This is a genomic window from Paenibacillus sp. ClWae2A (assembly GCF_032452295.1).
Taxonomy (GTDB): Bacteria; Bacillota; Bacilli; order Paenibacillales; family Paenibacillaceae; genus Paenibacillus.
Map to the genome: position 1 here is coordinate 1,138,199 of NZ_JAULSQ010000001.1, position 16,204 is coordinate 1,154,402.

The following is a 16,204-nucleotide window of genomic DNA, read 5'->3' on the forward strand; positions in this document are numbered from 1 at the left end:
AATGATACATTCATTCAGTTCATGTAAGAGTTAGTACCTTGTACTGATTCTCATTCCACATCATCTCATTTATACTGAAACGAAGCAATGATTGGTTATATGGAAACACATACAACGGTATATAGGAAAGCCAAAATACACTCTGAAAGGAGTCTCTCATGTACAAAGTTACTCGATTTACAGTTGACCCCGATGATCCAAACCAAGACTCTGGCATATGGATTGGTGGAGAAACTGCATACGTTTCTGACTGGCCGCTCAACCCTGAGGGCCAACCTTTATTACATCTGTTCTCCATCAATTGCAATACACTTTCACAGCAGGTCCATATCCCTTCTTTACCACAAAATAAATATATCTCGGTCTTCTCGACCTACTCCGCCTCCGAATACTTTCTGGATCAGGTAACCTATACGGGAGATGAGCTGGAATGGAACGAGAATATTCTTGCCGGATGCACTTATGTCTCGGTATCTTCGCATCCACTAACTTCCGTATGTCCCGTTCCACCCATTCCGTTAAGCGGCGTACGTTTGATTGAAATAGAGTTAGACGAAAAGGATTTCCCTGCATTTTCATTTTTCTCTCCTACTTTACCAAACGGTGTGAAAGGAATTGACCATTTGCTAGATGAACATCAACTGGTGTGTCAAATATATTCCGGAGATTTTCCTGAGCCTTATCGGGATATATTGGGTCTTCCCGATGCAAACGGTTATTTATTTTTGCGAAGTGGTCCCGCGTCTGCTCACGCACCATTCGATGGAATTTTCTTTGTACAGACTGCTTAATGGCGAACGTTGAGGTCAGGGATCATCATATAAAACGGCTAATCAGAACGTTTCCCGTCTAATCAGACAGGGGACGTTTTTTATATATATGCACGTTCTACAATCCTCGATCAAAACCAATGCCAAACACTGTTAAAAGGTCATATTGATTGGATCATATCTATCCTTTCGACACGAAATCGCTTTAGAAAAAATTTTGCACGAGAAATAATTCCACCCATCAATATTTAACATTATTTTACAACAAAAAGCATGTACATTTGCATAATTATGGTATAAGTTATATATGAAATAAACATTAATTACATAATATAAAATTTTCATCCAACTAGGAGGTAGGCTTTTGAAAAGAATATTCGCTCTAAGCTGCGGTTTTTATCTGTTAATCGGCATAACCAGCGTTGTGCTCGGTGCACTTCTCCCTGTTTTACTGTCATATTATGAGCGCGGTTACAGTGATGGCGGATTTCTGTTGTTTCTGCAGTTTCTTGGATTTCTTGTCGGTGTTCTTGTATCTCCTGCCCTGACAGCCCGTATTGGAAGAAAAGCTATGCTGACCCTTGCCCTGATCTGTATTGTAGCCGCCTATACATTACTTGGTTTTTTGCCATCCTGGTCTGTAGTTCTTCTTCTCACGATTATCGTAGGTTTCAGTTCAGGTATCATCGAACCCTCTGTAGGTGCATTCACGATCGAATTCACTGAGAATCAAAAGGCGGTCGCCATGTCCAAGCTGGATGTCTTCTTTGCTCTTGGAGCACTTCTCATCCCGGCTGTCGCTGCTTTATTCATCTGGATGGATCTGTGGCATCTTACTTTTTACACAGTGGCCGTGTTGTCACTGGTTCTCATGCTGCTGTGGATCACTATGCCCCGGCCAGCCGCACTGTATCTGGAACAGGCTGGTGAGAATACAGTGGCACATGCAGCAGGTAAAGCCCGATATTCAAGAAAAAATCTGGGTCTGCTGACGATCTTCGTCATCTTCTTTTTCATCTACATGGGATTGGAACTGGGATTGATGAACTTCCTGCCCTCCATTCTTGTAGAACGACTGCAGCTCCAGGAATCTGTCGCATCGCTGAGTGTCTCCATCCTGTGGATTGCGATGATCATCGGTCGTCTTTTCTCCGGGAAAATAGCGGAAGCCGTCAACTATATGCCTTTCCTGATCTGGAGCACGGTTGGCACGTTTTTGTTTACAGTTGCTATGGTATTTGTAACTGGACAGTGGGCAACGTATGTGCTTATCTTCGGAACCGGTCTGTTCATGTCAGGGCTGTTCTGTATCGCACTTGTCTACGCAAATGTTCTGATTCCCGGTATGACCGAGCGGACAACCAGTATCCTGATCGCATCGGGTGGCATTGGAGGTGCCATCTTGCAGTATGTGACTGGATGGAGTATGAGCACAGGGCCTGTCGTGAATACGATCTGGATTTTGGCCGGATTCTGTCTGATCCTGCTGCTCACATTGATGGTCTCTCATCTATGGACTGTAAAAAATAATGCAGTACGTGCCGCTCTCGCACAACATAGCAAGGAAATGTAAACATCGTTTCTTAAGGGAGGTGATGCCCGCATCATCCGGGATTGTTGAGCTTTGTTCGAGCTAGTACACCATTATATTGGAGGAAATCGTATGCAAACTTTAACCAACAACCGCTTCATAGCCGGAAAAGGGATTAAGTTGATTGACGATTCAGGTGTTGAATACCTGGATGGCGTGTCGGGCACGTTCAATCTGTCACTGGGCTATAATCACCCACATGTAGTCAGCAAAATTCAGGAACAAGTCGGCAATCTGACGCATATGTCTTCCTCCTTCACCGAACCGTACGTAAATGAAGTGCTTGATCACTTAATCGAATATGCTCCAAACGACATTAATGCCGGATGGATGCGGGATATCACTGGTTCAACTGCAAACGAATGTGCAACCAAAATTGCACAGAAGTATACCGAATCGACAGACATCATCAGCCTGTATCTGTCCCATCATGGGCAGACCCAATTTGCTACCGGGATTTCGGGGAATGCCTTCAGGCGGAAACGCTTCCCCAATTCGGCTGTGGCTAACGCTGTCCATGTACCTGCCCCATACTGTTATCGCTGCCCATTCAAATCCTCAAATGGAGACTGCGACTATCAATGCGTTGAAGCTATATCTGATGCAATAGAATATGCAAGTTCCGGCTCAGTCGCCTGCATGATCATTGAACCCATTCTCGGGAATGGCGGCAATATCATTCCTCCCGCCGGATATTTCAAACGTCTGCGTAAACTGTGTGATGAGTACAATATTATTCTTATTGCCGACGAAGTACAGACCGGAATCGGTCGTACCGGAACCATGTTTGCCAGCGAACTGTTTGATATCCAGCCTGATATGATTACCCTTGCAAAAGGTCTTGGCGGGATCGGCGTACCTGTTGCTGCGGTATTAATGCAATCCCGGCTGAATGTGCTCGAAAAGCACGAACACTCCTTCACCTCCGGAAGTAATCTGATCTCCGTAACCGCTGCCAAATCTACCTTGGAAGTGGTATCCGAACCCGGATTCCTCGATGCGGTGAAACGCAAAGGTGAAATTTTGGGTGAATTGCTGCATGAATTGGCTATGAAATATCCAAGTATCGGGGAAGCTCGTGGTGTCGGATTAATGTGGGGGTTGGAGATCATAGGTGACGGTAATGAACCGGATACACTAAAAACCAATGCCATTGTTGACCGTGCTTTTACAGATGAACATCTGATCTTGAGAAGTTCAAGATATGGTTTCGGCAACGTTGTTAAGGTCCGGCCTTCCCTGACCACAACCGAAGACGAACTGGTCGAGATTGTAGAGCGGCTGGATTCAGTGCTTGCCAGCGTTCATTAGTAAGGGATTCATATTACACTCGAACACTACGCAAACAGAACAACCTTTCGATCGCTGTTATCCCCGGATTTTTTTTATTCCCCTTTCCCAAGGGAAAAATCCGTGGATAAAGGCGAACGCTCCGCTTCTCCATGTTTGTTCTGTTCTCTTCGTTATCGTGTAATCTGAAATACAATTTTTATTATTATGAGGAGGTTATATCATGCTTGCATTGGTATACAAATCGGCTTGGGATGTGGCTCTTGAGGAACGGCCTGTCCCGGAAATTACAAGAGATAATCAGGTGTTGGTTCGTATTCGAGCAACCGGAGTATGTGGTACCGACCTAGGCATTGTCAGCGGCAAATATCATGCGGTTCCTTCTGTCATTCTCGGTCATGAGTCTGCCGGGGAAGTCATTGATTTTGGCTCTGCGGTAACGACCTTACAACCGGGTGATCGTGTTGTGATCGACCCTACCTACTATTGCGGACAATGTGACATGTGCAGAACAGGCAGACAAAATCATTGCACACACAAGTCTGTTACCGAGACAGGTGTGAGTGCTGACGGAACATTTACAGATTATTATGTGACCGAAGATCGCTTTTTGTACAAATTAAAGGATCATGTGAGCTATGAGGAAGCGACTTTGACAGAACCGCTTAGCTGTATGCTGACGGGGATTAATCAGATTCATTTACTGCCTAATTTCAGAACGATCATCCTCGGCGCAGGTCCAATTGGCATTCTGTACAGCTACGCGCTCGCTTCCAAAGGGGTTACCGGCTGTCTGGTCGACATCTCCGAAGAACGCTTAGTCATTGCTGGCTCCATTGCACCAGACCGTTGGGAGGTTCATTCATCCTTCGAAAATGCAATAGAATCACTGTCACCCGCAACCCATCAGGTTGATATGATCGTGGACACAACAGGTGTTGTGGGCACACAAGTGCTTTCCCAACTTGCCAGCGGAGGTTACCTGATGCTGGTTGGTCTGAGAGATGGAAACACATCCTTCAATCCCAAGGAAGTTGTGGACCGCAGTCTAAAAATTATTGGTTCCATCGATTCTCTGGGGACATTTGCTACCGCGCATTATATGATTGAACAAGGGATTATTCCGGCAAAAAAAATCATCACCCACTCCTTCCCGTTGGAAGATTACGAAGAGGCATTCCGCACACTTGGCTGCGATATTCAGGGACGCACACTTCAAGCCTCTTCACATGCCATTAAAGTTGTACTGCAATCCAGCGGTTCCAGTTTCTAAAGTGGAACGTTAAGCATGAATGGACTACATTAGAGATATATGTTTACACAATCCTGGAGGAGGAATACAACATGGCAGCAAACAAAGAATCTAACGGACTGGGAGCGCCCAATGATGACATCATTCAAGCGGTCATTTTTGACATGGATGGTGTACTAATTGACAGCGAACCGATTTATTTCGAGATTGAGCGCAGCTCCTTTGCCCATTTTGGCGCAGTGATGACGGAAGAAGAACACCACACTTATGTTGGCGTTACGCTGGAGTCCATGTGGCAGCAAGTATTGGACAAACATCAACTGACAGCTACGCTGGAAGAAATATTTGCTTATCATCAGCATAATGTGATGCAAACCATGCTTGCCCATCCGAATCTGACGGCAATGCCTTCCGTGGAACGCTGGTTAAGCTGGCTGCATGAGCAGCACGTACCAATAGCCGTTGCTTCTTCCTCTCCACGTGCACTGATTGATTTGATCATGGACAAGACCGGACTTGGGCGCTATTTTGAAGTACGAATGACCGGAGAAGAAGTCAAAAATGGCAAGCCGGCACCAGATATTTTCCTGACCACAGCTGAGATGATTGGTGCATCTCCTTCGAATTGTCTGGTGATCGAAGACTCGCGCAATGGTGTTCAAGCAGCCAAAAGTGCAGGCATGCGCTGCATCGGATATCGCAATCCGGGATCAGGGAACCAGGACTTGTCCAAAGCCGATCTTCAGATTTCCAGTTACGATGAGTTATGGACATTGAAGGGTACACTGCCCTTTGAAGGCAGATTGCCAAGCTTGTCAAAGATTCGCTGAGAAGATCGTAATAAAAAGATCGTAATTTCGGAATGAATATTATAGAAAAAAAAACCCAAACAGCTTCAATTCATTCGAATTGGAGCTGTTTGGGTTTTGCTTGCTGCAATGGGTGTTACATGAGGACACATGCTGTAATTTCAACTAAACCGAAAGATCGAGACTTCCACCCAGATTGGGATGAGGAGCAGGCATTGACTTCAACATTTCCGCCATCTGCTGGCCTTGCTGCTGTGCCATGTCTTTTGTAATCGACATCACTTGCAAGCTTGCCGACTGCACTACTGAAGCTTGGCTCATCGCCATTGATAATGCTGCAATATCCATGTTCTGCACTCCTTTCACTTTCTGATTACATAGATGTACTTATTATATATCGGTCAGAAGGGAGGAATTGTTAAAAGGTCGATCAAAATGTATACGGAAATCCATTCCATTCATTCATACCCTCCCTCAGCTTCAGGCAGTTCCTTGCATCATTAACGGAGCATAAAAGGGGATGCCATAAGTCATGAGCATGACTGAGGACACCCCTTTTTAACGTTATTTTATTCTAATGAACCTAGCACACGCTATTCACTCTGATATGACGAAATAACGTTACTCAGGTTCGTTAAAGATTGCTATTCACGTCTAATAAATGTTCGACGCAATCGATGCAAGTTCGTTTATTTTGACTTCCGGGTTACTTACCACTTGTTGAATCATGGAAATAAAATGTCTTTGAATCTGTTCAACGGTGGATAGGTCATACACATTGGCATTGTACATCAATATGATTTTCATGTTCTCATGAGGCTTGACGATCAAAGTAAAATCAAAACTATTGTGTTCTGTACCCCCAACATTCATAATCTCAAGCGGTATTTCGCCCTTTTGCCCCAAACTCTCCATTCGATGATCCACCGGGAAGTTCTGATATACAACAACATGGTTAATCAGAGATTGTTTTTGCTTGGTCAGATTTTGAATATCATATAATGAATACGTATCATATGCATGTGACTCCACAGCTTGTGCCTGATTCCTTTTCATTAGAGATATAAATGACTCATCGGCCTGAGCCTGGATACGAACAGGAATCGCATTGATAAATAATCCAATCATGCTTTCGATCCCAGGAATGACAGGCGGTCTGCCCGATACAACACTTCCGAATACAACATCATTGCTTTCATTGTATTGCTGCAACAATACACCCCAGGCAGTCTGCACTAACGTATGGAGCGTTACATGCTGCTGTTCCGCAATCTGTTTCATTTGCTCGATTAGTACATCATCCAAATAACAGTTTAATGTTCTGGAGTCCTGTCTTTCATGCTTCGGTTTGATTTTTTCTCCAGGCAATTTCGTTTGCCCTTCATAACATTCCAGGTAATGACTCCAATACGTTATTGCACCTTGATGATCCTGCTGTTCCAGCCATTCAATGAATTGACTATAAGGTGTTAATAAAGTCACTTGAGGCTTTCTATTTTCCCGAATCGCAAAATAATTCTCAAATATCTCTTTGCTTACCAGAGACATACACCAGCCGTCCATCAAAATATGGTGAAAACTCCATATGACGCGGTATTCCTCTCGCTTTGTTCGTAAAACAGACATGCGTATTAGCGAATCTCGTTGTAAGTCAAATCCTCTTGCCTTGTCCTGCTCGATATACTCGTCAACATACGTTTTACGTTGCAGCTCACTTGTGCCAGCTACATCTTCATAGTGAAATTCAAATTTCTTCTCTTGATACACGATTTGAAGAGGGATGTCCACGAAATCACTGTAAAAATTAGTTCTTAGTATCGCATGCCTTTGCATTAATTGATCCAAACTTTGCGCAAAAGAGGTAACATCCAAATCTCCACGCATATCAAACATGATTTGTACAAAGTAAGCGCCCGAAATTGGATTCCGTTCACTTTCGTACAGCATTTCCTTCTGTAATGGTGTAAGTGGATACACATTTTCGATTCGACCGATGTGCCCAGTTTGTTCCACGATTTGATCCAATTGATCAATGGTTAATGACTTGCATGAAATATCACTTGGCGTAAGCTCGGTTTGTTCCTTCGTTACACAATGTTCAACGACTCTATTCAGACCTTCCTTATAGAGACAAGCCAGCTGCTCCATCGTTTCCCGGCGATATTGTTTTGAACTATAGTTAATGGACAGTGACAAGCGCCCCTCTGTAACGATGCCATTGATATTAAGCACAAAAGGTCTCTTGTTGTTTTCACTTACGGATGGTCCGCTGGAATAAGGCGAGAATTTAATGCCATCATGGCCCGAATCCTGATTCACCTGTCCCATATAGTTGAAACTAATTTCGGGATTTTTCTCTAACTTGAATTCTTCATTTCCATGTGACAAATACCTCGAAATCCCGTAACCAATGCCCTTGGTTGGGATCTGGCGCAGTCCTTCCTTGACGGTCTTAATCTTCCTTGATAAGTCAGCCCCGGACTCCATCGTAATCATAACGGGGTACATACTTGTAAACCATCCCACTGTACGCGTAATGTCCAGCTCTGGCAGGATGTCTTCTCTACCATGTCCTTCCATATTTACAAGAATTTCTCCCGTGCCTTTCCAATCATGAACAGCCATTCCCAATGCCGTTAACAATAAATCATTAATTTCCGTATTGTACGCATGATGTGTCTGTTTTAATAATTGCTCGGTTTCCGCTGCTGTCCAATGAATGGTGATCGTTTCACTATCTTTGCCAATCGTCTCATCACAATCCATATCTTTAGGCAGCGGGCTTAGCTGGGCCTGCTCCACACGGCTCCAGTATGGATCCTCTTGCTTCATCGCCGCGCTGTCTGCAAACGTAGATAATTGTTCTGCCCATTGTTTAAACGAGGTCGTTTTTTGCGGAAGACGAATTTCTTCACCTCTTAAGAACTGATCTTGCCCTGTCTGAATATCTTCATATAAAATACGCCATGAAACCCCGTCTACCAACAAATGATGAATGGCAATAAGCAGGTGATCCCCTTCAGCACATTGGAACAACCCAAGTTTGATCAAAGGTCCATGAGACAGATCCATACCACTCTGAATTTCTTTTGCTTTATTTTCAATGAATGATGCAGGATCTGCTTCTGTTTTGAGGTCAACGATTTCAAGGCTGTATAATCCATCTTCGTCTGCCCCTCGATTCCACGCTTCATATCCGCCTTCAGGCGCTTTACGATAAAGGATGCGGAGAGCATCATGCTGTTTAACGATCTTATCCATGATGCTGTGAATGAAGCGGACATCAAACCCTTTTTCACGAAAGAACATCATTTCTTGATTGTAATGATGTGCGTCCACCATATGTTGTTCAAAGAACCAGCGCTGAACAGGTGTCAGCATCACTTGTCCCGTAACTTCCCCTTGGTCAGAAATAGTGCTCACAGATGTAACGTGTTCACTCAACTCTGCTACTGTCGGATAGGCGAAGAAATGCTTCATTTCCACTTTATAGCCTGCTTGAAGCAGTCGTGAGGAAACTTGAATACATTTAATTGAATCGCCCCCGAGTTCGAAGAAATGATCTGATGTGCTAACCTTTTGAACACCAAGCACAGCTTCCCAGGCAGAGACGATCGCTTGTTCTACAGCGTTTTGTGGCGCCATATACTCGGTCCCTTTTTGCATACGTTCTTGTGGAGAGGGCAATGCCTTTCGGTCAACCTTTCCATTGGATGTTAACGGTATATGCTCTAATTGAACAAAATAAGACGGGATCATATAATCCGGAATTTCATGAGATAATGCCATTCTAATTTTCTTCGCTGTCAGTGAGCTGTCGCCTTTCCAATACGCACACAACTGCTTCGAACCATCTCCATGCTCACGGGCAATAACGACCGCTTCCTGAATGGAGTCTATTTTCAAAAGCGCTGTTTCCACTTCGCCAAGCTCAATTCGGTAACCGCGAATTTTCACTTGATGATCGATTCGTCCCAGATATTCAATATTTCCATCCGGCAGCCATCTTGCGGCATCTCCTGTGCGATACATTTTCCCTTCTGTAATCCAGGGATGATCAACAAATTTCTCTGCGGTTAAATCAGGCCGGTTCAGATATCCTCTGGCAAGCCCCTCACCTGCTACAACTAATTCTCCCTGAACACCGATTGGTTGAATGCGTTGATGTTGATCCAAAATATAGGTCTGTAACGTCGGGATTGGTTTGCCAATATTGCTCTTTCCAGCATGTATTTCAATGTCGGTTATTTCCTTGTACGTTACATGAACCGTTGTTTCGGTTATCCCATACATATTAATTAACTGGATGAATGGATATTTCAGCTTCCATTCCTTCAATAACACGGGATTGAGGGCTTCTCCTCCAAAAATCACTTTTCTTAACTTCAGATCTGCTGCATGACCTGACAGTTCTTCCTGAAGAAGATGATAGAAGTATGTCGGCGTTTGATTCAAAATCGTCACTTGCTTGTCTTTTAACAATTGTAGGAATTGTTCCGGACTTTTTGCCGTCATTTGAGGTACGATAACCAGTTTTCCGCCATAGAGCAATGCCCCGTACATTTCCCATACCGAAAAATCAAAACAAAAGGAATGAAACAAGGTCCATGTATCTGATGTATTAAAATCAAACAAATTTTTATTGTTGAACAACAATCGCACCACATTTTTATGTTCAATACAGGTCCCTTTTGGTTTACCTGTCGTTCCTGAGGTATAAATTACATATGCCAGGCCTGTTGGTGCAGCAGTCATTCCCAAGTTGGAATGATCTTCATGATAGGATTCAGGTTGATCCAGGTACACGACCTCTCCTGCAAAAGAGATGCGTTCTTGCAAATGACTTTGCAGCAATAATACATGTACGCCCGAATCCTCAAGCATGTAGTTTACACGATCCTCTGGATAATCGGGATCAATCGGTACGTATGCACCACCCGCTTTCAAAATCGCAAGGATTCCTATAACCATGTCTAGCGAACGATCAGCGATGATTCCGATTAAATGATCATTTTGAATGCCTTTGTCCTTCAGCGTTCTTGCTAATTGATTGGCTTTTTCGTTCAGCCCTTGATAGGTCAAGTGTTGATCCTCAGATACAACCGCAACGTGTTCAGGAGTCCTTGCCGCTTGTTCCTCAAACAGTCCATGAATCGTCTTATCCTTAGGATAATCAGCCATGGAATCATTAAACTGTTCCAAAATTTGTATTTTCTCCTGTGTTGTAGTCAAGTCAATGTCATGGATCGAAATATTCGGATTGTCAACCACCTGCTCCAGCATTCGAATCAAGTGACCTTGAATGCGTTCTACGCTTGCCCGATCATAGACGTTAGCATTGTAATAGAACATGCATTTCATCGATTGGCCTGGTTTGATAATCAGGTTAAAGTCATAATTCGTTTGTTCATCTGCTTCTACATTCGTAATCCGAAGAGCTGTCTCCTCCTGATCCCCAAACTGTTCCATAATACCCTGTACAGGATAATTCTCGAATATCAGGATATGATCAATCAAATTTTGCTTTTGCGATGTTTCCGCTTGAATCTCGTATAACGGATACGTGTCATGTGGATGCGAAGCGACAGCTTGTTCTTGATTCCGCTTCATAACCGCTGCAAATGTCTCGTTACCTTGAGTCTGAACGCGTACTGGAATGGTATTGATGAATAAACCAATGATTCGCTCCACTCCGACAATCGCCGCGGGTCTGCCCGATACCACGCTTCCGAATACGACATCCTCACTACCGTTATATATCTGTAACAACATTCCCCAGGCTGTCTGCATGAACGTATTCAGCGTCACCTGATTCTGACTGGCAACTTGTGCGATTTGTCCGGTTAATTCCTGACTAAGTGTACAAATCATATGCTCTGAACGATATTCATCACTCTTCGTTATTATATGTTCTTTTGGCAATGTGGTTTGTTCATCATAACCTTGCAAATAGTCACGCCAGTATTTCAGGGATTCTTCATGATCTTGGTTGTCCAGCCATTCAATATAGTGTTTGTATGGAATCGTACTCTTTTCCTCCAGTTTTCGTTGTTCCTGAATAGCAAAGTATCCATCAAACAACTCCTGGATTACAAGAGACAGGCACCAGCCATCCATCAAAATATGATGATAATTCCAAATGAAACGATAGGTTTGATCATGAGTATGCAAGATAGAGATACGCATTAACACATCCTGAGACAGGTCAAAACCTTTTATTTTATCTGCTCTTGTATATTCTGCCACGCATGCTTCACGATCTTCTTCATTCATCTCACGCAAATCTTCGTATATTAGCCCATTCCGTTTATGACGGTATACGACTTGCAGAGGTCCATTCTTCCATTTGCTGTGGAAATTCGTTCTGAGAATCGAATTACGTTGCATCAACTGATCCAGACTTTTCGTAAAAGCCTCCACGTCTAACGAGCCATGAAGATCGAGCGTCGTTTGAAGGAAATACGCTTCAGATTTTGAATGAAGCAAATGATGAAAGAACATCCCATTTTGCATCGGTGACAAAGCATATATATCTTCGATTTCACCAATATGTTCCGATTCTTGAACAAATCCTTCTAATTCTTGAATGGTAATTCCTTTTAACGTTAGATCACTTGGTGTACATTCCGGCTTCTCTTTTGTCACACAATGCATCATGATTTCTTGCAGATGATCTCTAAAATATGTTGCCACTCGCTCCATCGTTTCTTTTCGATATTGGGTGCGACTATACCGAAGTGACAACGTCAATTTCCCTTCCACAATTAAGGCATTCATATCAATAAGAACATTTCTTCTGTGATTGTCACTTGCTGTTGCTCCGCCTGGATAGGGAGAGATCTGCATCCCGCTATTCTGAAGATCCTGATCAAATTGTCCCAAATAGTTAAAACTAATTTCAGGATTTAAGGTAAATGGAGTTTCTTGCTTATGTGCACTTAAATATCTTAAAATACCATAACCAATCCCTTTTTTAGGGATTTGACGAATCATTTCTTTGTTTGTCTTGATGAGAAGAGACATATTTGAGCTTGCTTCCAGCTCAAGTACAACTGGATACTGGCTCGTAAACCATCCGATCGTTCGTGTAATATCGAGATCCGGTAAAATTTGTTCTCTTCCATGTCCCTCCAGATTGACCAGCAATTTATCCATGCCAGTCCATTGCTTAATAGACATGCCTAATGCATGGAGCAGCAAATCGTTAATCTCCGTTTTATAAGCACGATTCGCTTGTTTTAATAATTGCTCCGTTTCTGCCGCTGACCATTCCACCGTGATATCTTCAATTTCTTTTTCCAGTGCATGATCCGCTTTAAAATCTGTAGGTAACGGCGTATAGGATGTCTGTTCAATTTCATTCCAGAATGCAAGCTCTTGTGTTATCGCATCACTGTTCGCATACAACTGGAGATGTTCTGCCCATAATTGGAAGGAATCCGTTTTTTGCGGTAGTTGAATGGGTTCTCCACGTCTTAATTGTTCATAACCTCTCGATAGGTCTTCGATCAGAATTCGCCATGAAACCCCGTCGATGACTAGATGATGGATAACGATCAATAGATGATCTCCGTCTGCACATTGAAATACACCCAGCTTCATCAAGGGTCCACGTTCCAAAGTGAACGTGCTTTGCATTTCATTTGCTTTCTTCTCGATCTGTTGAGACGGATCTGCTAATGACTTAAAATCCATCACTTCAAGTGTATATAAGGGTTCCATTGCCAACCCTTCATTCCACGCTTCATGCCCCTGCTCCGTATGGCGATATACCATACGAAGTGCATCATGATGCTCACTCAGTTTATCGAATACACGGCGAAGGGTGGCTTCGTGAAAACCTTCTTTCCGATACAACATCACGGACTGATTATAATGATGGGCGTCCACCTTGTACTGCTCAAAAAACCAATGCTGGATTGGAGTCAGCATCACTTTTCCAGTGATGATTCCCTGTTCTGACATGATACTTATGGGTTGAACATAGGGAACCAAGCTTGCAATGGTTGGATTTTTAAACAGATGATCCATCTGTACCTGGTAGCCTGCTTGATATAATCTTGAAGAAACTTGAATGGATTTAATCGAATCTCCACCTAGCTCGAAGAAATTATCCAAAATCCCGATGTTCTCTACGCCAAGTACCTCTTCCCAGATGGATACGAGTTGTTGTTCCACCATCGTTCGGGGTGCTTCGTACTCCATTCCCTTCAACATATGTTCTTTCGGAGCAGGTAACGCTTTGCGATCGATTTTCCCATTGGACGTGAGCGGCATCTGATCCAATTGTACAAAATAGGACGGAATCATGTAGTTTGGCAGTTGCTGGGACAGTTCCTCCCGCAGTTCCCCAATCGTGAGTACATCCTCTCCTACCAGGTATGCACATAATTGCTTTGTTCCCGTTTCATCCTCTCTGGCCAGAACGATGACCTCTTGTATGTTGGTCATGTTCAAAAGAGCTGTCTCTATTTCACCAAGTTCAATCCGGTATCCACGAATTTTCTCTTGATGGTCCATTCTTCCCATATATTCAATGTTCCCATCGGGCAACCATCTTGCGAAGTCACCCGTCTTGTACATTTTCTCTCCCGAAACAAATGGATCATCTACGAACTTCTCCGCCGTCAGATCTGGACGGTTCAAGTAACCTCTGGATATCCCTGCTCCGGCTACACATAATTGTCCCTGAACTCCAATAGGCTGCAATTCATTCCGTTCTCCTAAAATGTAGACTCTATTGTTCGCGATAGGCTTCCCGATTGAGATATTTTGATCTGCGGAGTTGATCGACAGAACGGTGGATACGACACTGTTTTCGGTTGGCCCGTACTCATTACAAACTTCAATGAGTGGATTGATGCGCTTCAATTTGTGTATTAATGCAGGAACAATCTTCTCTCCCGCAGCAACCACATTTTTCATGGATGCCCAATCTTCTGCGTTTACTTGTTCCAATAGGGTCATCAGGAAACTGGGTGGGCTTTGGATGTGCGTGATCTCCTGTTGGTTTATCATCATATTGATGGCTACAGCATCTTTACACTGTTGCTGGTTTAACAAATACACTGTCGAGCCAGATATCATCGGACCAAAGAAATGAGTAATAAATGAATCAAAAACGAAAGGATTCAGCATTAATACCCGATCATCTCCGGTAAAATGATAAAAATCCGATTTCCATTGCAGGGAATTCGCAATGCTGGCATGTTCAATCATCACGCCTTTTGGATGGCCTGTTGTTCCAGACGTGTAGATCATGTATGCCAAATCACTGGAGATCGCTCCATCTACCAAATTTAAATGATCCTCATAGTGATTTATTTCAGAATCCAGAATGACACATTCCCCTGCAAAATGTTCAGGTTTCTGTATATGACTTTGATGCAGCAGCCAATCCACTTTTGAATCCTCAAGGATATAGTGAATACGGTCTGCCGGATATTCCGGATCGATTGGAACATAAGCTCCCCCGGCTTTTAAAATACCGAATAAACCTACGATCATCTCAAGCGAGCGCTCAGCCATAATCCCAACGAACTGACCCACTTGCACCCCCTTAGCTTGAAGTGTCCGGGCCAAGTGGTTGGATTGTTGATTTAACTCTCTGTACGTTAGTTGTCTATTCTCAAATACTACTGCTGGATGGTCCGGTGTTCGTTCCACCTGTTCTTCAAATAATTGATGCATTGTCTTGTTCTGTGGATATCCCACCGTTGTATCGTTCAAGTCAAATAACAGCTTGTTTCGATGAAACTCCGATAACATATCGACATGACTTAACTCCAGATCAGGTTGGTTCAGCACAACCGATAACAATTGGTCAAGATGATCTACAACTTGAACCATATAATCTCGATCATAACGCTCTTCATCATAAACTAATTTTAAATGAACGAAGTCGTTCTCCAGATCAAAGTGAAAAATAGTCGCTGCTTTTACGTTATTTTCATCAAGTGAAGGATGAATTTCATTCAAAGAAACCAAGGTATGGATCAGTGGTACATGGTTCGAATCATACTGAACGTTTAAATGTTCGACCATTTTTCTGAAAGGGATTCGTTGATGCTGAATGGCCTCGGTTAAACTTGTCTTCACTTGATTAAATAGGGATTTGAATGACATCGCATAATTAATATTATTTTTTAATATAAGGACCTTATTCGAGAGCGATAGATCATTGTTCTTTTCTTCCATCGTCGGTATGCCAATAATCATCTTGGTTTCATTTGTGTATTTATATAACAGGCACTGAACTCCGGTTAATAATATCGTGTAAATAGCCATAGGAGCATTGCGCGACATGGACTTGATTTTATATGAAACATCGGCTGACAAAGACTTATATATATCATTCTGGTGCTGCGTATCGTCTGGATGTTTGGAGGTTGTCTTGCAATAAGGCAAATGAACAAGATGATCATCATCTTCAAATCGGCTTGCCCAATACGATTCCTGTTTCTTAAAAATAGACATACGGCACCCCGATCAC

At 43.1% G+C, this 16,204-nt stretch carries 7 protein-coding genes; 5 read left to right on the plus strand and 2 right to left on the minus strand.

From position 1 onward, the window contains the following. Positions 1-158 precede the first annotated feature (158 nt). The 5 genes from QVE09_RS04745 (at position 159) to QVE09_RS04765 (ending at position 5,733) form a co-directional block, all read left to right on the plus strand. Positions 159-791, plus strand: coding sequence for a DUF1963 domain-containing protein (locus tag QVE09_RS04745; protein WP_315935889.1), 633 nt, complete (start codon positions 159-161; stop codon positions 789-791). Between the two features lie 343 nt (positions 792-1,134). Continuing rightward, the gene (locus QVE09_RS04750) at positions 1,135-2,343 is read left to right on the plus strand and encodes an MFS transporter (RefSeq protein WP_315935890.1); all 1,209 of its coding nucleotides are present in this window, start codon (positions 1,135-1,137) and stop codon (positions 2,341-2,343) included. 90 nt (positions 2,344-2,433) lie between these two features. Beyond that, positions 2,434-3,672 (plus strand): aspartate aminotransferase family protein, encoded by a 1,239-nt coding sequence (locus tag QVE09_RS04755; protein WP_315935891.1) that lies wholly within the window; start codon positions 2,434-2,436, stop codon positions 3,670-3,672. Between the two features lie 202 nt (positions 3,673-3,874). After that, complete coding sequence (locus tag QVE09_RS04760) at positions 3,875-4,924, plus strand: zinc-dependent alcohol dehydrogenase (RefSeq protein WP_315935892.1); 1,050 nt, start codon at positions 3,875-3,877, stop codon at positions 4,922-4,924. A 71-nt stretch (positions 4,925-4,995) separates the two neighbouring features. Continuing rightward, the gene (locus QVE09_RS04765) at positions 4,996-5,733 is read left to right on the plus strand and encodes an HAD family hydrolase (protein WP_315935893.1); all 738 of its coding nucleotides are present in this window, start codon (positions 4,996-4,998) and stop codon (positions 5,731-5,733) included. A 144-nt stretch (positions 5,734-5,877) separates the two neighbouring features. Here the strand turns inward: QVE09_RS04765 and QVE09_RS04770 are convergent, their stop codons facing one another. Together QVE09_RS04770 and QVE09_RS04775 are read right to left on the minus strand one after the other, a co-directional pair. Next, positions 5,878-6,060: a YjfB family protein gene (locus tag QVE09_RS04770; protein ID WP_017687885.1), complete on the minus strand. Its 183-nt coding sequence runs from the start codon at positions 6,058-6,060 to the stop codon at positions 5,878-5,880. Between the two features lie 306 nt (positions 6,061-6,366). Continuing rightward, the gene (locus tag QVE09_RS04775) at positions 6,367-16,188 is read right to left on the minus strand and encodes a non-ribosomal peptide synthetase (RefSeq protein WP_315935894.1); all 9,822 of its coding nucleotides are present in this window, start codon (positions 16,186-16,188) and stop codon (positions 6,367-6,369) included. Positions 16,189-16,204: the final 16 nt, after the last annotated feature.